The 19,156-nt window shown below is 60.2% G+C and carries 21 protein-coding genes; 7 read left to right on the top strand and 14 right to left on the bottom strand.

The features are described from left to right. Positions 1-84 precede the first annotated feature (84 nt). The 4 genes from hisC (at position 85) to H2170_14225 (ending at position 4,057) form a co-directional block, all read left to right on the top strand. Positions 85-1,188 carry a histidinol-phosphate transaminase gene (gene hisC / locus H2170_14240; GenBank protein MCS6301233.1) on the top strand — a complete coding sequence of 368 codons (1,104 nt, stop codon included), beginning with the start codon at positions 85-87 and terminating at the stop codon, positions 1,186-1,188. Continuing rightward, a complete protein-coding gene (gene hisB / locus H2170_14235; protein ID MCS6301232.1) occupies positions 1,173-1,763 on the top strand; it encodes an imidazoleglycerol-phosphate dehydratase HisB in 591 nt (196 codons plus the stop codon). The genes hisC and hisB overlap by 16 nt, the downstream gene beginning before the upstream one ends. Before the next feature lie 86 nt (positions 1,764-1,849). Continuing rightward, a complete protein-coding gene (hisH, locus tag H2170_14230; protein MCS6301231.1) occupies positions 1,850-2,485 on the top strand; it encodes an imidazole glycerol phosphate synthase subunit HisH in 636 nt (211 codons plus the stop codon). 276 nt (positions 2,486-2,761) lie between these two features. Beyond that, positions 2,762-4,057 (top strand): citrate synthase, encoded by a 1,296-nt coding sequence (locus H2170_14225; GenBank protein MCS6301230.1) that lies wholly within the window; start codon positions 2,762-2,764, stop codon positions 4,055-4,057. Positions 4,058-4,158: 101 nt separating this feature from the next. On the opposite strand, the gene H2170_14220 is transcribed toward H2170_14225, so the two are convergent. The 7 genes from H2170_14220 to H2170_14190 all read right to left on the bottom strand — a co-directional run bounded on the left by H2170_14220 (position 4,159) and on the right by H2170_14190 (position 9,822). Then, positions 4,159-5,145: an alpha-E domain-containing protein gene (locus tag H2170_14220; GenBank protein MCS6301229.1), complete on the bottom strand. Its 987-nt coding sequence runs from the start codon at positions 5,143-5,145 to the stop codon at positions 4,159-4,161. 88 nt (positions 5,146-5,233) lie between these two features. Then, complete coding sequence (locus tag H2170_14215) at positions 5,234-5,647, bottom strand: four helix bundle protein (protein MCS6301228.1); 414 nt, start codon at positions 5,645-5,647, stop codon at positions 5,234-5,236. 71 nt (positions 5,648-5,718) lie between these two features. Then, positions 5,719-7,209, bottom strand: coding sequence for a circularly permuted type 2 ATP-grasp protein (locus tag H2170_14210; protein MCS6301227.1), 1,491 nt, complete (start codon positions 7,207-7,209; stop codon positions 5,719-5,721). A 21-nt stretch (positions 7,210-7,230) separates the two neighbouring features. Continuing rightward, positions 7,231-7,743 carry a hypothetical protein gene (locus H2170_14205; GenBank protein ID MCS6301226.1) on the bottom strand — a complete coding sequence of 171 codons (513 nt, stop codon included), beginning with the start codon at positions 7,741-7,743 and terminating at the stop codon, positions 7,231-7,233. A 519-nt stretch (positions 7,744-8,262) separates the two neighbouring features. After that, on the bottom strand, positions 8,263-8,769 hold the full coding sequence (locus H2170_14200) for a hypothetical protein (protein ID MCS6301225.1): 507 nt from the start codon (positions 8,767-8,769) through the stop codon (positions 8,263-8,265). Then, complete coding sequence (gene nrdR / locus H2170_14195; protein ID MCS6301224.1) at positions 8,769-9,236, bottom strand: transcriptional repressor NrdR; 468 nt, start codon at positions 9,234-9,236, stop codon at positions 8,769-8,771. Before nrdR ends, H2170_14200 begins: the two co-directional genes overlap by 1 nt. Before the next feature lie 19 nt (positions 9,237-9,255). Next, positions 9,256-9,822 carry an aminodeoxychorismate/anthranilate synthase component II gene (locus H2170_14190; protein ID MCS6301223.1) on the bottom strand — a complete coding sequence of 189 codons (567 nt, stop codon included), beginning with the start codon at positions 9,820-9,822 and terminating at the stop codon, positions 9,256-9,258. 68 nt (positions 9,823-9,890) lie between these two features. On the opposite strand from H2170_14190, the gene tgt reads away from it, so the two are divergent. After that, positions 9,891-11,033, top strand: a complete 1,143-nt coding sequence (gene tgt, locus H2170_14185) for a tRNA guanosine(34) transglycosylase Tgt (protein ID MCS6301222.1) — start codon at positions 9,891-9,893, stop codon at positions 11,031-11,033. 129 nt (positions 11,034-11,162) lie between these two features. Here tgt and tkt read toward each other — a convergent pair whose 3' ends face one another. The 4 genes from tkt to rpsP form a co-directional block, all read right to left on the bottom strand. After that, positions 11,163-13,148, bottom strand: a complete 1,986-nt coding sequence (gene tkt, locus H2170_14180; protein ID MCS6301221.1) for a transketolase — start codon at positions 13,146-13,148, stop codon at positions 11,163-11,165. Between the two features lie 134 nt (positions 13,149-13,282). Continuing rightward, positions 13,283-13,651 carry a 50S ribosomal protein L19 gene (gene rplS / locus H2170_14175; GenBank protein ID MCS6301220.1) on the bottom strand — a complete coding sequence of 123 codons (369 nt, stop codon included), beginning with the start codon at positions 13,649-13,651 and terminating at the stop codon, positions 13,283-13,285. A gap of 17 nt (positions 13,652-13,668) precedes the next feature. Beyond that, positions 13,669-14,343, bottom strand: a complete 675-nt coding sequence (trmD, locus tag H2170_14170; protein ID MCS6301219.1) for a tRNA (guanosine(37)-N1)-methyltransferase TrmD — start codon at positions 14,341-14,343, stop codon at positions 13,669-13,671. 77 nt (positions 14,344-14,420) lie between these two features. After that, a complete protein-coding gene (gene rpsP / locus H2170_14165) occupies positions 14,421-14,681 on the bottom strand; it encodes a 30S ribosomal protein S16 (protein ID MCS6301218.1) in 261 nt (86 codons plus the stop codon). 154 nt (positions 14,682-14,835) lie between these two features. On the opposite strand from rpsP, the gene ychF reads away from it, so the two are divergent. Next, complete coding sequence (gene ychF / locus H2170_14160) at positions 14,836-15,939, top strand: redox-regulated ATPase YchF (GenBank protein MCS6301217.1); 1,104 nt, start codon at positions 14,836-14,838, stop codon at positions 15,937-15,939. A 157-nt stretch (positions 15,940-16,096) separates the two neighbouring features. On the opposite strand, the gene rsgA is transcribed toward ychF, so the two are convergent. From rsgA to H2170_14145, 3 genes are all read right to left on the bottom strand, one after another. After that, on the bottom strand, positions 16,097-17,200 hold the full coding sequence (gene rsgA, locus H2170_14155) for a ribosome small subunit-dependent GTPase A (GenBank protein ID MCS6301216.1): 1,104 nt from the start codon (positions 17,198-17,200) through the stop codon (positions 16,097-16,099). Between the two features lie 17 nt (positions 17,201-17,217). Then, positions 17,218-17,526 (bottom strand): YhbY family RNA-binding protein, encoded by a 309-nt coding sequence (locus H2170_14150; protein MCS6301215.1) that lies wholly within the window; start codon positions 17,524-17,526, stop codon positions 17,218-17,220. 135 nt (positions 17,527-17,661) lie between these two features. Next, positions 17,662-18,552 carry an HDOD domain-containing protein gene (locus tag H2170_14145; protein ID MCS6301214.1) on the bottom strand — a complete coding sequence of 297 codons (891 nt, stop codon included), beginning with the start codon at positions 18,550-18,552 and terminating at the stop codon, positions 17,662-17,664. A 350-nt stretch (positions 18,553-18,902) separates the two neighbouring features. Between H2170_14145 and H2170_14140 the strand changes: the two genes are divergently transcribed. Next, positions 18,903-19,112 carry a DUF2934 domain-containing protein gene (locus tag H2170_14140; GenBank protein MCS6301213.1) on the top strand — a complete coding sequence of 70 codons (210 nt, stop codon included), beginning with the start codon at positions 18,903-18,905 and terminating at the stop codon, positions 19,110-19,112. Positions 19,113-19,156: the final 44 nt, after the last annotated feature.

Raw genomic sequence — 19,156 nt, 5'->3', positions numbered from 1 at the left:
AGTCCTTTTGCGTACTCGCTCTCAGGATATTTCTCCGGGGCGAGAACGAGTAGGAGTAAGAGAACGAGAACGATATTTCTGATCATGTCTGACCTCGCCTCCCTCGTCCTCCCGCACATCCAGAAACTGCACGCCTACACTCCCGGCCTGCAACCGACCGAGTCGGGCTGGGTGAAGCTTAACACCAACGAGTGCCCGTATCCGCCCAGCCCGCGTGTGGCCGCTGCGGTTCGCGAGGAGCTGGCCGACGATGGAGAGCGCCTGCGCCTTTACCCCAACCCCAAAGCCACTCCGCTGCGCCAACTCGTTGCCAAGATCAACGGCCACGGCCTGCGCGAGGACAATGTGCTCATCGGCAACGGCTCTGACGACGTACTCAATCTGCTCGTACGCGTCTTCGGCGGGCCCGCCGCGGCCACCGGCTTCATGCTGCCGAGCTACTCGCTCTATCCGGTGCTCGTTGCCATTAATGACGGCGCGACCACCGTGATCGAATTCGACCGGTCGATGAAACTGCCGGTGGACAAAATCGCCGCTTCCGGCGCTCGGGCATTTTTCCTGACCTCGCCCAACGCGCCCACCGGCGTCGCATTCACCAACGCCGAACTCGCCGCCGTTTTGGATAAATTCCCCGGTGTCTTGGTCGTCGACGAGGCATACGCCCCGTTCGCCGAAGAAAACGCCGTGCCGCTGCTCGCGCGTTATCCCAACCTCGTCATCACCCGCACGCTCTCCAAGGCCCACGCGCTTGCCGGAATCCGCGTCGGCTACGCGCTCGCCAGCACCGCCATCATCGAGCTGCTCGACCGCGTGCGCGACAGCTACAACGTCAACCGCCTCTCCCAGGCTGCCGCGCTCGCCGCGCTGAGTGACGGCGGTTATTACGACGCAATCATCGGGAAAATTATTCAGACGCGCGATTTCTGGCTGGGTGAGTGGGCGGGGAAGTTCGGCTGGTTTATCTATCCTACGCAGACCAACTTCATTTTCGCCGAGCCGAAAAACTCCCGTGGTGAGACCGGGCCTGCGATCGCGAAGTCACTCTACGACTTTCTGCTTTCCCGTAAAATCCTCGTTCGCGCCTTTCCCAGCCACGCCTTGACCGCGCCATTCCTGCGCATCAGCGTCGGCAGCGACGACGAAATGTTCGCCGTTAACACCGCATTTGAAGCATGGCTCGCAACGTAACTCTCTCCCGTAAGACCGCCGAAACTGACATCGCGCTCACCCTCGCCGTTGACGGCGCTGGTGTGTCCAAAATCGACACCGGCGTCCCGTTTTTCGACCACATGCTCACGCTGTTCGCAAAGCATGGCCTGTTCGACCTCGACGTGAAATGCATCGGCGACGTCGCCGTCGATTATCACCACACGGTCGAGGACGTCGGCCTCGTGCTCGGCGACGCCTTTAAGCAGGCGCTCGGCGACAAACTCGGCATCAAGCGTTACGGATTCTTCCTGTTGCCCATGGACGAGTCCCTGGCGCGCGTTGCGGTGGATATCGGCGGCCGCCCGCACTTGGTTTACCAGGTTGAGGCGCCGACGCAGTATGTGCGCGATTTCAACATCATCCTCGTGAAGGAATTTGCCCGCGCGTTCAGCAACGCACTCGGTTGCAACTTGCACATCACGCTCGAATACGGCGAAGAGCCGCACCACGTCGCCGAGGCGATTTTCAAGGGCCTGGCCCGGGCGATGGACGCCGCTACGCAGATCGATCCGCGCACGGCTGGCCAGTTGCCTTCGACTAAGGGGAAAATCTAATTCAGGTCTCCGGTGCGCCGGGGCGTAATTAAGGGCCAAGTCTTAAAAACCACGGGCGAGACGCCCGTGCCACTTTCGATCTATCCATGTCTATCATCGCCGTCATTGATAACGGTCTTTGCAACCTCGGCAGCGTCACCAAGGCCTTTGAGGTCGTCGGTGCCACGGTAAAAGTCGTGCGTACGCCGGCGGAGGTCGCTGCTTGCGGCGCCGATGGCTTGGTATTGCCGGGTGTGGGAGCCCTCACTGACTGCGTCGCTTCACTCAAGGCCAGCGGGCTAGCCGACACCGTGCGCGAATGGATCGCCGCCGATCGGCCGTTCCTGGGGGTTTGCTTGGGGATGCAGGCGCTCTTCGAGTATTCGGAAGAAGGCGACACGGCTGGGCTCGGCATTTTCCCAGGTAAAGTGGTGCGCTTACGCCTCCCGGCCGAGTATAAGATTCCGCACATGGGTTGGAATACGGTGCGTTTCGTGCAGCAGGGAACGCCATTGCAGGCCGGGTTGAATGATGACGGCGAGTCCTTCTATTTCGTGCACAGTTTTCACTGCGTGCCGGCCGATCCGAAGCTGGTGCTTGCCGAATGCGACTACGGCGCGGGATTCACTGCGGCGATCGCCCGCGGACGTTGTTTTGCCACGCAGTTTCACCCGGAAAAAAGTCAGGCCAAGGGACTTCAGATTTATCGCAACTTCGCCGCTCTGGCCGGTGCTGCTCGCTAGCTGCGTTCTAAGTTCATCTGAGGCCGGATAGAAGTAGCGCAGACTTCCAGTCTGCATTTTCGGGTTAGGCCAAAAGAGGCGTGTGTTTTTCGCGCAAAAACGTTCGAACGCGCGCCTCGCTGCGCCCATCTCCGGCGGCCGATTGAGACCGGAGGCTTATAAGGGGTAACACTTTTGCTAACGTGAACCGGCGCTCTCGCTTATGTCGCAGCTATGCGGAGGGGATCGGGTGACTTTGTTTTGCATCCGGTGCGGATTTTGCTCTGTTGAGCCAATATGTCGAATATTGCTACCCTGAAGCTGGATGACAAAGAGTTGAATTTGCCGATCTTCGTCGGTTCCGAAGGTGAGAAAGCACTGGATATTTCCAAGCTGCGGGCTGAGACGGGTTACATCACCTATGATGATGGATTCGGCAACACGGGTTCATGCACCAGTAAAATCACCTACATCGATGGTGAAGCAGGTATTCTCCGCTACCGCGGTTACCCGATCGAGCAACTGGCCGAAAAGTCCAATTTTGTGGAGACGGCTTACCTCGTTACCCAAGGCGAGCTGCCGACCAGTGATCAGCGCGCTAAGTTTTCACGTATGCTGACTCAGCACGCGCCACTGCGCGAGGGCATGGTTCGCTTTATTCAGAGCTTTCCGCGTGATGCGCATCCGATGGCAGTTCTTTCGGCTTCGATCAACGCGCTGGGCGCTTATTACCCGCACCTAGCCAGCAACAATCACCAGCGTGATTTGGAGCATTTCGATGAAGCGGCTGCCATCGCCATTTCCAAGGTGCGCACCATCGCTGCGCACACCTTCCGCGTGAGCAACGGTCTGCCGCTTAACTATCCGCGTCCCACGTTGGGCTACTGTGAGAACTTCCTGCATTTGATGTTCTCCGAACCGTATAACGAGTTCGTGCCGACCCCGGAGGTCGCCTCGGCATTAAATCTGTTCCTGCTGCTGCATGCTGACCACGAGCAGAACTGCTCCACCTCGACCGTACGCATGGTCGCTTCGGCTGGCGCCAACCTGTTCGCCTCGGTTTCCGCCGGCGTTAACGCGCTTTGGGGCCCGCTGCACGGTGGTGCCAACATGGCCGTTTTGGAAATGCTCCAGAACATCCACAACGACGGCGATGACGGCACCAAGTTCATTGCCGCCGCCAAGTCCGGTAAGGGCGACCGCCTGATGGGCTTCGGCCACCGCGTTTATCGTAACCACGACCCGCGCGCTAAGATCATCAAGGGTTCCTTCTACAAGGCGCTCGCCTCACTCAACATCAAGGATGACCCGTTGCTCGATATCGCGATGCGCCTCGAAGAGTGCGCGCTTAACGACGAGTATTTCATTGCGCGTAAACTCTATCCGAACGTCGATTTCTACTCGGGTTTGATCATGCGCGCCCTCGGAATTCCGTTGAACATGTTCACGGTGATGTTCGCGATCGGTCGTATGCCCGGCTGGATCGCCCAGTGGCGCGAAGTGGCCGCCAATCCAAAACTGAAGATCTATCGTCCACGCCAGATCTACGTCGGCGCACCGCAGCGTAATTTTACCCCGATCAATCTGCGTTAAGCAGGGTCGGCGAATTCAACAAAAAGCCCGGCCGATTCGGCCGGGCTTTTTTGTTCTTATGAATGGGGGGGACGACCTCCGTGTCGTCCACGCCGCCGCGCTCAGGCTACCACCTGCGCACCACTGGTGGGGTAATCGACGAAGGTCTCCTGGATCGCGGAGTGGATTTCGGAGATCTTCATTTGCACGTCATCGAGGAACTCATGTAGGCCGTCGGCTATGACCATGGTGACATCGATTTGCTCGAGCTCGACACGTAGCGAGCGGAGTAGTCGGGAGGGAGGTGAGTCGTCCAGTTGGCTGCCTTCTGCGGTGATCTGGGCGAGGGATTGCTCGGCTTCGGCAATGGAAAACAAGATGCTGCGGGGGAAAACCGCGTCACGTAGCAGATAGTCGACTACGCGTTCCAGGTTGAGCTGGCCGCGGCGGGAGCGGCGGAAAGCCTCAAAGGCGGAGCACGAGCGCAGCACCGAGGCCCACTGAACCATGTCGAGAGCCGAGCCTACCGTGTGCACGTCGGGCAGCAGCATGTAGTATTTAACATCGAGGATGCGCGAGGTATTGTCGGCGCGTTCGAGGTGCCGGCCGAGTTGGAAGAACCACCACAGGTTGGTGCGGGGGATCATCGAGTCGGCCACGCCGAAGAGGAGTTGGATCTGGGTTTTAACCCGATTCAGGTACTCGGCGGAGCCCAGTTGAGCGTAGCGACCGAAGTCGTCGCTTTTGAGTTTGAGGTAAAAGGTGTTGAGCGTCTCCCAAACGTCGCCGGAAAGCTGGTCGCGGATGCAGCGCGCGTTTTCGCGGGCGAAGGCGATGCAGGAGATCAACGAGCTGGGATTGCGCTTGTCGAAGAGCATGAACTCGATGACAGCACGCTCGGTCACGGCGTCACCGTAGAGTTCAAAGAACTTGTCCTCATCGCCGGTGACGTAGACCAACGGCTCCCAGGACTTGGGGTCATCGGCGGCCTGGCGCGACTGGAGGTCGAGCACGAGCTGGGCGTTCACATCAACGATGCGAGCGGTGTTTTCGGCGCGCTCAAGGTAGCGGGCCATCCAGTAAACGAGATTTGCAACGCGGGAAAGCATGGTGGGAGAGGAGGAGGGGAGGAAGGACCAATGACCAATGACCAATGACCAAGGACCAATGGCCGAGGTCTAAGGTGGAGGAGGGAAGTTAAAGGCGTTTTTTAAGTAACCGTTCGCTTTGTAGGTTGGCGTCGGTGGTGCGAATTATTTTACAGAAAATGAGGTGAAGCTCGTGGGCTTCTTGCCAAATGCCACGCAGGCTTTCGGTTTGCGTCGGGCAGGCGGTCGCCATCATGCGACACCAGTATTTGGTTTCTTTGGTTTCTTTGGCTTCTTTGCGGCAGATCGCGATTTTGTGTCTGAAATCTGGCTTCGATTCAGCCTCATCGGCTTCGCAGTAGTTGGCACCCATACTGGTGCCCGACTTTACGAATTGAGTGATCAGCGGCGAAGCAGTGGGGCCAAGGGGGATCAACCGGCAAAATTCGGTGACTTTTTCGCCGAAGGCAGCTGTACGTTCTTCCAAGTCAAAAGAAGTGGTGAGTGCTGGATTCGCCTTCATGGGTAATTGGGCCTTGGACATTGGTCCTTGGTAATTGGTCCTTGGTCATTTCGTGTAGCTCCGGGTATTGCTTACACGATGATTTTTTCGGGAGCGGGCACGGGCGTGGAAGCGTTGTCGTCGCTGAGCACCCAGGTGTCCTTCGAGCCGCCGCCTTGGGATGAATTGACCACCAAGCTGCCTTTGCGCAGCGCCACGCGGGTGAGGCCGCCGGGCATGATCTTGATCGTCTCGCCGTTGAGAATGTAGGGCCGGAAATCGATGTGCCGGCCTTCGATGGTGCCGCCTTCGCACACACTGGGGCAGCGCGACAATCCGATGGTCGGCTGCGCGATGAAGTTGCGCGGATGGGCGATGATCTTGGCTCTAAACTCCTCGATTTGCGTCTGCGTGCTGTGAGGGCCGACCAACATGCCGTAGCCACCGGCTTCGTTGACGCTCTTGACCACGAGCTTGGGTAAATTGGCGAGGATGTAGCCGAGCTCCTTTTCGTTGCCGGAGAGAAAGGTCTCGATGTTCGGCAGGATGGGGTCCTCGCCGAGGTAAAATTTGATCATCTGCGGCACGTAGTAATACACGGCCTTGTCGTCGGCCACCCCGGTGCCGATGGGGTTACAGAGGGCGACGTTGCCTTTGCGATAGGCTTCGAACAACCCCGGCACGCCGAGCAGCGAGTCCTTGCGGAACACGGTGGGGTCGAGGAAATCGTCGTCGATACGGCGGTAAATGACGTGCACGGGCGACAGCCCGTGGGTGCGGCGCATGTACACCTTGTCGTCTACCACCACCAGGTCATTGCCTTCGACGATTTCGATGCCCATCTGGCGGGCGAGGAAGCTGTGCTCGAAATAGGCGGAGTTAAAAACGCCGGGGGTGAGCAACACCACCGTGGGCTCGGGCACGTGCTCCGGGGCCAGGTGGACAAGCAGGTTGAGCAGGTCGTTGGTGTAGTTTTCCACCGGGCGCACGCGGTAGTCGCGCAGCAGATTGGGGAACACCCGCTTCATCACCTGGCGGTTTTCGAGCACATAGCTCACGCCCGAGGGCGTGCGCAGGTTGTCCTCAAGAACCGAGTACAAACCGGCTTCGTCGCGGATCATGTCCGAGCCGTTAATGTGGACGTAAAGGTCGCGGGCGATTTTGCAGCCAACCAGTTCCTTGCGGAAGTTTTTCGAGGTCTCGACCATCTCGCGCGGCATAATGCCCTCGGTGAGGATGCGCTGCGCGCCGTAGATGTCGGCGAGGAACAGGTTGAGCGCCTGCATGCGCTGGATCAGGCCGCGCTCCAGGTGGGCCCATTCGTGGGCGGGGATGATGCGCGGGAGCAGGTCGAAGGGGAAAATTTTCTCCGTGCCAGCGTTGTCGGAATAGACCGTGAAGGTGACGCCGCGGTCGATGAACGTCTGGTCGGCGGTACGCTGGCGATCCATCAGCTCCGCCATATTCGCCATCTGGCTGAATCTTTCCTGCAGCCGCTGGTAGTGCGGGTGGGTTTGCCCAGGGGAGGCAAACATCTCGTCGTAAAATTTACCGTGTTCGTATTGAGCGAAAAGATCAGCCATGGGAAGTGGGCGGGGAGGTGGTCAGTCCACCTTTGCGGCGGAGGGATCAGCGGGTTTAACAGGAGTGGGTGAGTCGGGTTTGGACCAAAGGTAGCTTTGCTCCGTTGCAAGTTCCGCGCCGTTTACCCCGAGGATGCGAAGTTTCCATGCAGCGGGACGATCTTTCGCATTCGGCCAGTCCTTGCCGGTCAGACCTAAGCGAATGAGGTGGCTGCCCTTAGGTAGAGAAACAGCAAAACTCTCTACGCGGGTTTCGGCGGAGGCCGGCGTGATGATTTCCAGTACCACCCAAGCCAATTCGATGGGCGCGTCGGTCTGGGTGCGCAGGTTAAAATAAAAGCCGTCACGCGATTTTGGCTGGGTGCGCAGGATGGTGGCACCGCGGGTATTTTCCTTGCCGTTGAAATACTCGGAAATCCGGACGAATGAATCGGCGGGCATGTATTCGGGCAGGATTCGAACGACTTGAACGCCGCTGGCCGAAACCGAGGCACAACCGAGGGTGAGGGCGAGAAGGAGGGCAGGAAAACGCATGCGAGGGATTTAGGCGGCGGGAGGGGGCAGCACAAGACCGCTTGCATTTTATATGCCAGCCCCGTGCTCACCCGTGCCGGAGAGTAGCGCAGGCTTCCAGTCTGCTCCGCGCTAGGGCCGCAACCCCAAGTCGAGGGGAATTGATTCAAAGCAGACTGGAAGTCTGCGCTGGAGTTTGGCCCCAAAACGAGTTGAGATCCGCCCCCCCCCCCAGCTAAGGTAGAATCGTACCGCAGGTAGCAACGGCATGGGTTTCGATGAGTTCGTTGACGTGAGGGTGGCTGTTGCGAAGTCTGCGAAACTCTCCGGAGTGATCAGCTCAGATCGCCATACATGATGCGCAGCACCTGTATGGTTCTTGGCACGAGTTAAACGGCCAAACTCCAGACCTTGAGCTCACGCTCAAGGATTCGGCTGATCTGCGTTCGACTAGTCAGGGGCCAAACTCCAGAGCAGACTGGAAGTCTGCGCTACGTTTGGCGTTTTAGCTGTAATGCTGGTTCGAAACGCACGCGCCGCTCAGAGCAGCAGCAGGCGCAGGTCGGCGCTCGGGGCGGTGCGCGCGGCGGCGAGGTCGCGGATGTAGGCGAGGGCGTCGGCGTACTCGCGCTCGCGGCGGGGGGTGGCACGCTTTTCCGGCGGCAGCAGGGCGGGGCGCAGGTTGGTGATCAAAAGCGTGGATTCGCGGTAGGGCGCGAGGCGTTTAAGCCCAGTCATCAATTCGGCGCGGGCAAACAGCGGAGTCGCCGAGGTAATCGTACTCAGGGCATCCCAGTGGAAAAAACCGTGGCGTGGTTGGCCGGCAAAAAGCGATTCCAGTAACCTCGCGGCCGAGGCGTTGAAGGCGGCGTCGTAGGTGGCGGCAAACTCGGGGTGTTCGTCCGTTTGCGCTTCAAGCTCCGCCAAGCTGAAGGTAATGGCTCCCTTGATCTGCTCGGCCAGATAGAGATCGTGCCCGGTAACATGCGCGAACAGCGCGTTGATAAAGTGCAGGCGGCGCAGGGCGTCGCGGTCGGGAGGGGGCATCAGGCAGTCGAATCCGGCTTTTTGTCCAGCGAGCTGATTTCGAGCATGAACTCGGAGACGTCGCGGAATTCTTTATACACGCTGGCGAAGCGCACGTAGGCGACCTCGTCGATTTTGCGCAGGCGGCTCATCACGGCATCGCCGATGGTGCGCGAGGGAATGTCCGTGTCGTGGTGGGCTTCGAGGGCGTCCACCACATCCTCTACCAACATGCCGATTTGCTCGTCGTTGACGGGGCGTTTTTGGCAAGCGGCACGCAAGGCGCGGATGACCTTTTCGCGGTCAAAATCCTCGCGGCGACCGTCGCGTTTGATCACCACGATGCCCTCACGAACGATGAATTCGGTGGTGCTGAAGCGGTGTCCGCACTCAAGGCATTCGCGGCGGCGGCGAATGGAGCTGCCCTCTTTGCTGATGCGGGAATCGATGACCTTGTCGTCGATGGAAGTGCACTTGGGGCAACGCATGCGGATGGAGGCGGACGGCTCAGTTGAGCGTGAGAAAGTTTTCCAGGATCTTCATGCCGCCTTCGGTGGCGATGGACTCGGGGTGGAATTGCACGCCCCAGATCGGCAGGGCTTTGTGGCGCAGGCCCATGATCTCGCCTTCGGCGGTGTCGGCGGTGATCTCCAAGCAGTCGGGCAGGGTGGAGCGTTCGACCAGCAGCGAGTGGTAGCGCGTCGCCGCGAAGCCCTGCGGCATGCCTTTAAATAGGTCGGTGTCCTTGTGCAGGATCGGCGAGGTTTTGCCGTGCATGAGGCGATCGGCACGGATGACTCGGCCACCGAAGTAATGGCCGATCGACTGGTGGCCGAGGCACACTCCGAAGATGGGTTTTTTGCCGGCGAAGGCACTGATCATGTCGAGCGATACACCGGCCTCTGCGGGCGAGCAGGGCCCGGGCGAGATGAGCACGCGGTCGGGATTGAGCGCGAGGGCCTCGGCGACGGTGATCTCGTTGTTGCGAAATACCCGCTGCGTTACGCCCAACTGACCGAAGTATTGGACGAGGTTGAAGGTGAACGAATCGTAGTTGTCGATGACGAGCAGCACGGTGTTATTTTTTCGCAGTATCCTCGCGGGTTGACACAAGGGTCAAGCGTGGCGGTAGGTTGGGGGCGATGCCCGACCATTTTCAACTGCTCAAAACCGACACCCTCACGGCGGCCCGTCGCGGCCGGCTGCGCACCCGTCACGGGATGGTCGAGACGCCCATTTTTATGCCGGTGGGTACTCAGGGCACGGTCAAATCCCTCACGCCCTCCCACCTGCGCGAGATCGGCTCGCAGATCATTTTGGGCAACACCTACCACCTGAACCTGCGCCCCACCAGCGAGCTTATTCGTGACCTCGGTGGACTGCACAAATTCATGGGCTGGGACGGCCCGATCCTCACCGACAGCGGCGGCTTCCAGGTGTTTTCCTTGGCCAAGCTGCGCAAGATGCACGACGACGGCGTGGAGTTTCAGTCCCATCTCGACGGCAAAAAACTTTTCCTCGGTCCGCGCGAGGTGATGTCGATCCAGCAAAATCTCGGCAGCGACATCGCGATGGTGATCGACGAGTGCCCGCCGTGGCCATGCGAACGGGACGCCACTGCCGAGGCCTGCGCGCGTTCTCTGCGCTGGGCTGCGCAGTGTAAACAGATCGCCACCGACACCGGTTGGCTCGCGGCGGGCCACCACCTGTTCGCCATCGTGCAGGGCTCGACCTACGACGACCTGCGCCGCGAGGCTGCCGAGTCGCTGGCTGCGCTGGATTTCCCCGGCTACGCAGTGGGCGGGGTCAGCGTGGGCGAGCCCGAGCCTGAGATGCTCAAACAAGTGGGCGCGACCACGCCGTTTATGCCGGCGGATAAGCCCCGCTACACCATGGGGCTGGGCACGCCTCCGCAGTTGTTAAAAATGGTCGCCCTCGGGGTGGACATGTTCGACTGCGTGTTGCCCTCCCGCGTCGCCCGCAACGGCCTGGTTTTCACCCCCGACGGCCCGCTCAATCTGCGTAACGAAAAGTTCCGTACGGACCCGCGTCCGATTAGCGACGAGGTGGTGAATTACACGACCCAGTTCTCGCGAGCCTACCTGCGGCACCTGACGGTGGCGGGCGAGATTTTGGCCTGTACGCTCTGCACGTTGCACAACCTCCATTTCTACCTCGATCTGATGGCGCAGGCCCGAGCCCACATTGAGGCCGGCGATTACGGCACCTGGCACCGCGCCTGGGTGGCGCGCTACGAGGCGGGGGCTGCGGCACGCGTGGCCTGATCGGGCGCGTTTGGGGCGCGGGTCTCAGCCTCGCCTGAGAGGCGCACAAAAAAGGCGGGCCACAAAATGGCCCGCCTTTTCTGTGGCTGGGGCGGTTGCCCCAGCCGATTTTCTCAAGATCCCGAGTGCTTAGAGCGACTGGGCGGCCTGGACCACCGCTTCGGTGGTGATACCGAGCTCCTTGAAGACGGTCGCACCAGGAGCGCTGATACCGAAACGGTCGATACCAATGACTTTACCGTCGAGGCCGACGTACTGGTACCAGAGGCCGGTCACGCCCGCCTCGATGGCGACGCGCTTGCGCACGGCGATCGGCAGCACGCTTTCGCGATAGTTGCAGCTCTGGCGGTTGAAGCGCTCGAAGCAGGGTACCGATACCACGCGCACACCGGCACCCAGGATCTTGGCGGCGTTGACGGCGTATTGCAGCTCGCTGCCGCTCGCCAGGAGGATGTGGGTGAGCTCGGCGGATTCTTTGACTGCAATGTACGCGCCCTTGGCCACGCCTTCACGGCGGGTGGCGACGGGAATGTCGTTGAGCAAGGGAATCGCCTGGCGGCTGAGCGAGAGCAGGGTGGGGCCGTCGATGCGCTCAAGCGCGGCGGCGTAGGCACCAGCGGTTTCCTCGGGATCGCCGGGGCGGATCACGTCGAAACCGGGGATCACGCGCAGGCCGGAAACGGTCTCAACGGGCTGGTGCGTCGGGCCGTCTTCGCCCACGCCAACGGAGTCGTGGGTGTAGATGTAGATGACGGGGAGCTTGGCCAGCGCGGCAAGGCGCATGGCGGGACGCGAGTAGTCGGCGAACACCAGGAACGTCGCGACCGAGGGACGGAAGATACCGTCGTAGGCAACACCGTTGGCGATGGCGGCCATGGCGTGCTCGCGAATGCCGAAGCGGATGTTGCGGCCGGCGCGGTTGGTCTCGTCGAAGTCTTTGTCAGCGGCGATGTAGTTGAGCGTGGAGCCGTAGAGGTCGGCGCTGCCACCGATCAGCAGCGGGAGCTGAGCGGCAACCGCCTGCAGGACCTGCTGGCCGGCTGCGCGGGTGGCGAGCTTGGCGTCGGCGGGGAACAGCGGCGTGTTTTCCAATAATTTGGCTGCCACTGGAGCGGTGCCACGGCTGGAGAGAAGTGCGGCCTTTTCGGGGTTGGCGATCTTCCAGGCCTCGTAGGTTTTACCCCACTTTTTGTAGGCGCGGATCTGCTTCTTTTTGTGGCCGGCAAAGTAGGTGCGGACCTCGTCGCTGACGAAGAAGTGCTGGTCGGCGGGCAGGCCGAGACCGGCACGGGCGGAATCGGAGAACTTGGCGCCGCCTTCGCCGTGGCCCTTGGAGGTGCCGGCGACTTCAGGAATGCCCTTGCCGATGATCGTCTTGGCGATGATGAGCTGGGGCTTGCCGGTGGCCTTCTTGGCCTTGGCGATCGCCTTGGCGATGGCGAGCAAGTCGTGGCCGTCGATGAGTTGCACGTCCCAGCCGATGGCCTTGAAGCGCTTCACGTCGTCGCCGCTCTGCGACTTGTTGGCCATGGCGTCGAGGGTGACGTCGTTGGAGTCGTAGATGAGGATCAGGTTGTCGAGCTTCTGGTGGGCGGCGAAGGCGATGGCCTCCAGCGCGACGCCTTCCTGCAAGCAGCCGTCACCGGCGAGGGCGATCACGTGGCTGTCGAACAGGGTGTGCTCGGCGGTGTTGAAACGCGCGGCGGCGGCTTGAATCGACAGGGCCAGACCGGTGGCGTTGGCGACGCCCTGGCCGAGGGGGCCGGTGGTGCATTCAACACCGGGGGTCTCGTGGAACTCGGGGTGGCCGGGGGTCTTGCTGTGAAGGACGCGGAAGTTCTTCACCTCTTCGATGGGCAGATCGTAGCCGGCCAGGTGCAGCCAGCTGTAGATGAACATGGAGCCGTGGCCGGCGGAGAGCACGAAACGGTCGCGGTTGAGCCAACGCGGGGCGTCGGGGTTGTAGGAAAGCGCGCTGCCAAAAAGCACGGCGCCGATCTCGGCGGCACCGAGCGGCAGGCCGAGGTGGCCGGAGGAGCACTTGTGCACGGCGTCGATGGCGAGGCCGCGGGCCTGATTAGCAGCGTTGGATAAAATAAGGGTTTGGAGTGGCATGGGTAGAAATGGGAATGCGATGAAAATGAACGTTCAGGAGTAAGTGCTTTTCCGCGCGTTGGGGAAGGCCAAAGGGCATGAAAAAAGCGAGTCGGGTAGACTCGCTTGTTTCATGGCTGAATCGTAACGGCGGCTTACTTGGCAGCGACTTCGCGCTTGGCCACCTTGACGGCAACGGCGGCCTTGCCGAGGCGGTCACGCAGGTAGTAAAGGCGGGCGCGCATCGGCTCGGAGACCTGCTCGATCTCGATTTTGTCGATGTTCGGGGAGCTGATGGGGAACACGCGCTCCACGCCCTCACCGTAGCTGATACGGCGAACGGTGAAGGTCTCGTGGATGCCGCTGCCCTTGATGGCGATGACAATGCCAGAGAAAATCTGGATACGCTCTTTGTCACCCTCGCGTACTTTGGTGTGAACGCGCACGCCGTCGCCGACCTTGAAGGGAGGGAGGTCTTTTTTGACCTGGCTGGCGGTAATTTCTCTGATGATCGGGTTGCTCATGACGGTTGATTGGAAAGTTATTTGAGTAAATCGGGTCGGACTTGTCTGGTTTTCTCGATACGACGGGCGTTTCGCCACTGTTCTATTTTAGCATGGTCTCCAGATAAGAGGACTTCTGGAACGGACATGCCGCGGAACTCGGCTGGACGTGTGTATTGAGGAAAGTCGAGCAACTTGCCTGTGAAGGATTCGTGCGTCAATGACTTTTCTTCGCCAAGAACTCCGGGGATAAAACGCGCGAGTGCATCGATGACCACGGCTGCCGGCAGGGTGCCGTTGGTGAGCACGTAGTCACCGATGCTGATTTCCTGATCGATGACCTTGTCGCGAATGCGTTGGTCGATGCCTTCGTAGTGGCCGCTGAGCAACACGAGGTGCGTCTCCTGAGCCAGCTCGCGGGCGAGTTTTTCCGAGTAAGGCGTGCCGTCGGGGGTCAGATAAATGCGCCGGCAGCCAGGCGTCTGCAGTTGCTCGATGGCGGCGAACACGGGTTCAGGCTTCATCACCATGCCGGCGCCACCGCCGAAGGGGCGGTCGTCGGCATTCTTGTGTTTGCTCGTCGCCCAGTCGCGCACGTCGTGGACCTTCACGGTCAACAGGCCACTTTCGATGCCCTTGCCCAAAATGCTTTCAGCAAGGAAGCCTTCGAGCATCCGAGGGAAAAGCGTGAGCACATCGACGTGGAGTGGCATTGTGTAAAGGAAGTAGGCAAAAAAAATCGCCCGAGCCGTGAGGCTGGGCGATTAAAGGCGCTTTCTAGGTCGAAAGCTTAGGCGGCGGCAACCACCAAGGCCTTGCGGGCGCGCTTGATGAGCGAGTTGGCGGTGTCGGTCGGGGTAGCACCCTTGCTGATCCAGTAGTCGCAACGGGCGACATCGAGCTTGATGATGTCGTTCTTGATGCGGGGGTTGTGGGTGCCGAGGGTTTCGACAGCAGCACCATCGCGACGCGAACGGGCTTCGGCGACGACTACGTGATAGATCGGGTTGTGCGTGGAACCGATGCGGGAGAGACGGATTTTAAGGGCCATGAGAGTATGCTTTCGGACAGGTGCTTGAATTGAAAAGTTGAGGAATCCACCGAACGGGACAATTGATGTCAAGCTGCCATTTCATACGATAATCGCCGCGCAAAGAAAGACGGACCTTGACCACACCTGCGCGCGGACCGAACGTGCGACTCTTATGCTCAAAGCAGGCATCGTCGGCCTACCCAATGTAGGCAAGTCCACTCTCTTCAACGCACTCACCCGCTCCCGCAAGGCGGAGGCGGCTAATTACCCGTTCTGCACCATCGATCCCAATGTGGGCATGGTGGTGGTTCCCGATGAACGCGCCTATGTGCTCAAGGCTATTGCCAAGACCAACGTGGTCGTGCCGGCCGCCATCGAGTTCGTCGACATCGCCGGCTTGGTAGCCGGTGCCAGCAAGGGTGAAGGCCTCGGCAATCAGTTCCTCGCCAACATCCGCGAGACCGATGCCATTGTGCACGTCGTTCGCTGCTTCGAGGATGATGACATCCTTCATACCATGGGTTCGGTCGATCCGGTGCGTGACATCGAGGTGATTACCACCGAGCTGGTCCTTGCCGACCTCGACGCCGTCGAGAAGCGCATGAACAAGACCCAGAAACTCGCCAAGGCCGGCGACAAGGATGCAGTGGCGGAATTCGCCCTGCTGGAGCGCCTCGTGCCCCACCTCAACGAGGGTAAACCTGCCAACGTTCTTGAGGCCACCGACGACGAGAAAAAGCTGCTTCAGTTCTTCCAGTTGCTCAGCGCCAAGCCAGTGATCTACGCCTGCAACGTCGCCGAGGGCGATCTCGCCACCGCCGAAGCCAATCCCTTCGTGAAAAAAGTCGCCGAGTTCGTAAAGGCGCATCACGACGCCGCCTACGTGCCGATCAGCGCTCGTATTGAGGCCGAATTGATCGACCTGTCCGCCGACGAAGCCAAGGAGTTCCTCAAGGATCTCGGCGTAAGCGACTCAGGCGTTTCCATGCTCATCAAGGGTACCTACACCCTGCTCGGCCTGCAGACCTATTTCACCGCCGGTGAAAAAGAGGTGCGCTGCTGGACGATCAAAAAGGGTTTCAAGGCCCCGCAGGCCGCGGGTGTCATCCATACCGATTTCGAGAAGGGTTTCATCAAAGCGGAAATCGTCAGCTATGACGATCTTACCCGCTTGGGCAGCACCGCTGCGGCGCGTGATGCCGGTAAATACCGTCTCGAAGGTAAGGAATATGTCTTTCAGGACGGCGACGTCGCATTGTTCCGTTTTAATAACTGAGCCACGCGACGGCCAACCGTCCTGTTCTGGTAGCGCGCAAAAAAAGACGCGGCCCCATCGGGGGTCGCGTCTTTTTTTTGCACTTAAATTCGAACCCGTTGAGGGGCTTCCCGGTAAACCGGATGGCAGGTAGGGCGGGGCGGGGAAGAGCGGGCCGTCACTCGTCTTCGCGGTGCTGCCGATCGCGGTAGGTCCGTACACTGGCGGCCTCGGCCTTTTTCCGCCAGCCTGGCGCGCTGGCGTGCGCCCCCGGCTTGAGCTGTTTGGGCGCTTTGGCCACCTGCTCGGCTTTGAGTTTACGGTAACTCTCCAATCGCGAAGCGGGCAACACGCCGCTTTCCAGCGCCACCCGCACCGCACAACCGGGCTCCTCGTGGTGTTTGCAGCTGGTGAAACGGCAGCGCACGGCCAAGTCGATAATGTCCGGATAGGCGTCCTCTACCGCCTCCTTGGCGTCCCAGAGTTGGAATTCCCGCATGCCGGGTGTGTCGATCACCAGTGCGCCGGTGGGCGTCTGCATCAACTCGCGGCGTGTCGTGGTGTGGCGGCCCTTGCCGTCCTTTTCGCGCACTGCAGCCGTGGGCATCGCCTCGGCGTCCTTGAGCAGGCGGTTAATCAGCGTCGATTTCCCCGCACCCGAAGATCCGACAAAGGCGAGTGTGCGGCCGGGCAGAGCGTAGGTCTCCGTCAGCGCCTTGAGGCCCTTGCGCGTGTAGGTGCTCGTGATCGCCACGGGCGCGCCCGGCACGAGCAGCTCGATCTCGGTACGTACCGCATCGGGGTCGTCGCAAAGATCCGATTTATTTAAAATGATGACCGGCTGCGCACCGCTGTCGCGGGCGGCGACGAAGAAGCGCTGGATGCGCTTCGCGTTGTAGTTGGCATCCAGTCCGCTGACCAAAAAAACCGTGTCGATGTTGGCGGCGACGATCTGCTCGACCTGCGCCTCGCCGGCGGCCTGGCGCGAAAAACGCGTCCGGCGCGGCAGCAGCGCATGAATTTGCGCGCGACGCCCATCGGTGCCGACTTGAACCACCACCCAGTCACCGACGGCCGGATACGCTTGGGCATCGCGGTCGGCGGCGTGATGGAACTTGCCGGTGAGTTCACCTAATAATTCACCACCGGCGGTCTGCACCGCGTAATAATGGCGGCGCAACTCGACTACCACGCGAGCGGGCTCCAGCCCTGCCTGAACGTGCGGAGTAAAGGCGACCGCCCAAGCGTCGTCCCAGCCAAAAGCGTTAATGGCGGAAGCCATGAACCGGAATCGTTAAATCAGGCCAACGTGACAACGCGGCGTGAGGGATCGGGGTTTTGGCGGAAAAACAAGGCGGTGGCACCCACGGAACTTACAAAAACGCAGCGACCGCCATCGGCGATCTGTTGGGCCAGGGCGGCGCGGTCGTCGCGCTCGGCGGCGACAAAGCGGACCTTGATCAGCTCGCGGGCGTTGAGGTGCTTTTGCAGCTCGATGAAGAACTCGGGAGTGAGGCCGCTTTTGCCTACTTTGACTGAGGATTCGAGCGTCTGTCCGGCACCGCGGAGGAAGGTTTTTTGTGCGGCAGTGAGAGGGAATTCGTACATGAGCCCGCCACGCAAACCGCCCCGCGCTCCCGACGCAAAGGGAAACGCCTGTGGCTTTCACTCGGCGGGTATATCACGCCGGTAAATCGGGCGGTGGCGAGCGGGTGGAACGCTTCGCCGTTAGCGGCGCTCGGGTTACGACGCAGCCGCTACGGGCCCCTCGACCTCAAGTTTACGCAGGACAGTGTCAAACCGCTCCTTGATTTCATCCACTTCAAACGCCAGCGAGGCTGCAGTTAACTGAATCGGCGCGAGCATGCGGGAGTCGGGAGTTGCCCCCTTGTAATTCGATCCTGCGCAGACCCGATCGGTGAGCCATTTTGCGGCATATAGAAGGCAATTAAGCTGCTTATGCGCTACAGCGCCTTGTGGCGCATGCTGCCAACGAATCGGTTCGGACATCTCTGGCGGGAATTCCCATCCGCGCAGCACCGCCGCCCCCACTTCGGCACTGGTAAACCCTAGCAAAACACGTTCGCCATCCGAAAAATCATTGGGAAAACCGCGCCCGAAAAAGCCCAGCGTCGGCATATGCCGCTGCAACCACTGGTCGACCGCCACCATACCCACGCCATGCAGTAACCCAATGGTATAGGCTACGTTGTCATCCTCGTCGCGCATGCTCGCAAGCCGTTCCGCAGCCATGCCGCAAACCACCGATCGACGCCAAAATTCATCTGCCTCCATCGAATAGGAGACGAGCGACTGCACCAAAACCTGCTCCGCGACCGCGTTCGTCACGATTTCAAAAATCGGGTTAAATCCGATCCGATTCACCGCAACGGCGACCGAGTGGCAGCGCACGCCGCGGGAGAACACCAGGCTATTGGCTGCGTGCAGCACCCGGGCGGAAATCCCTGGGTCGAGCCGCACAAGGTCGATGATCTGCTGGATATCGACATTAATATCAGTCAGTTGGCGCTTTAAAAGCGGTAAAACCCGCGGTGCTGAGGGAGGGAAATGTAACGACTGAGCGACGGTCGCGACTGAGACCTTTGCCGCAGGAATTATGTTGGGCGCGTTCATGGTTTTAGAATCACCTGCCCATATCAATCGGCACATTTGCTGAAAACTGTTGTGAAATCGGCGCATGCCCCCGTTTTTTTGTCCCGCCTCATAGAACCCAGGCACGCGCAACATTTTCGCTGAATGCGGTGGCAGACTTTAAGGTGAAAATCGAGCAGCTCGCCTAGCTTTTAAACCCATTTGGCGTAGGTTACCCGACGCTGAATCGCGCTGGTTTTTGGCCAATCAACTGAATGCCTGCCTCGATTTCGGCTTTTCCGTGATCGTTCGCGCCGTCTCTTAATTGGAACCCGTTACGATTCATGTCCCTACGAATAAAAGACTCCAGAATCACCGCATACCCCATGCAAATGACAACCCTACTCCCCACCTTGGCCGAAGAGATGGCCGAGGAACACGCGGTCACCCATGAAGAAATCGCCCGCCGCGCTCAAGAGCTGTGGCGGGAACAGGGGCGCCCGCTTAACTGTGACCTCGGCATCTGGCTCGAGGCCGAAGCCGAGCTGCAGGCGATCAAACACAAAGTTTACCGCCATCCACACCTCAACCTCTCTTATTAACCCCCCCCCCGTTCCCCCCCCCCCCCCCCCCCGAAAGGAACCCG

Origin of the sequence: Opitutus sp., from assembly GCA_024998815.1 — a bacterium.
Taxonomy (GTDB): domain Bacteria; phylum Verrucomicrobiota; class Verrucomicrobiia; order Opitutales; family Opitutaceae; genus Rariglobus.
This window is presented reverse-complemented; position numbering and strand designations above follow the sequence as displayed.

Coding starts and splice junctions, on each gene's coding strand:
- nrdR (MCS6301224.1), bottom strand. CDS start 9,236: ATGCGTTGCCCCAAGTGCACTTCCATCGACGACAAGGTCATCGATTCC.
- hisH (MCS6301231.1), top strand. CDS start 1,850: ATGTCTATCATCGCCGTCATTGATAACGGTCTTTGCAACCTCGGCAGC.
- H2170_14210 (MCS6301227.1), bottom strand. CDS start 7,209: ATGGCTGATCTTTTCGCTCAATACGAACACGGTAAATTTTACGACGAG.
- hisB (MCS6301232.1), top strand. CDS start 1,173: ATGGCTCGCAACGTAACTCTCTCCCGTAAGACCGCCGAAACTGACATC.
- tkt (MCS6301221.1), bottom strand. CDS start 13,148: ATGCCACTCCAAACCCTTATTTTATCCAACGCTGCTAATCAGGCCCGC.
- rsgA (MCS6301216.1), bottom strand. CDS start 17,200: ATGGCTTCCGCCATTAACGCTTTTGGCTGGGACGACGCTTGGGCGGTC.
- H2170_14140 (MCS6301213.1), top strand. CDS start 18,903: ATGACAACCCTACTCCCCACCTTGGCCGAAGAGATGGCCGAGGAACAC.
- rpsP (MCS6301218.1), bottom strand. CDS start 14,681: ATGGCCCTTAAAATCCGTCTCTCCCGCATCGGTTCCACGCACAACCCG.
- hisC (MCS6301233.1), top strand. CDS start 85: ATGTCTGACCTCGCCTCCCTCGTCCTCCCGCACATCCAGAAACTGCAC.
- H2170_14220 (MCS6301229.1), bottom strand. CDS start 5,145: ATGCTTTCCCGCGTTGCAAATCTCGTTTACTGGATGGCCCGCTACCTT.
- H2170_14200 (MCS6301225.1), bottom strand. CDS start 8,769: ATGCCCCCTCCCGACCGCGACGCCCTGCGCCGCCTGCACTTTATCAAC.
- H2170_14150 (MCS6301215.1), bottom strand. CDS start 17,526: ATGTACGAATTCCCTCTCACTGCCGCACAAAAAACCTTCCTCCGCGGT.
- trmD (MCS6301219.1), bottom strand. CDS start 14,343: ATGCCACTCCACGTCGATGTGCTCACGCTTTTCCCTCGGATGCTCGAA.
- ychF (MCS6301217.1), top strand. CDS start 14,836: ATGCTCAAAGCAGGCATCGTCGGCCTACCCAATGTAGGCAAGTCCACT.
- H2170_14145 (MCS6301214.1), bottom strand. CDS start 18,552: ATGAACGCGCCCAACATAATTCCTGCGGCAAAGGTCTCAGTCGCGACC.
- H2170_14225 (MCS6301230.1), top strand. CDS start 2,762: ATGTCGAATATTGCTACCCTGAAGCTGGATGACAAAGAGTTGAATTTG.
- tgt (MCS6301222.1), top strand. CDS start 9,891: ATGCCCGACCATTTTCAACTGCTCAAAACCGACACCCTCACGGCGGCC.
- rplS (MCS6301220.1), bottom strand. CDS start 13,651: ATGAGCAACCCGATCATCAGAGAAATTACCGCCAGCCAGGTCAAAAAA.
- H2170_14215 (MCS6301228.1), bottom strand. CDS start 5,647: ATGAAGGCGAATCCAGCACTCACCACTTCTTTTGACTTGGAAGAACGT.
- H2170_14205 (MCS6301226.1), bottom strand. CDS start 7,743: ATGCGTTTTCCTGCCCTCCTTCTCGCCCTCACCCTCGGTTGTGCCTCG.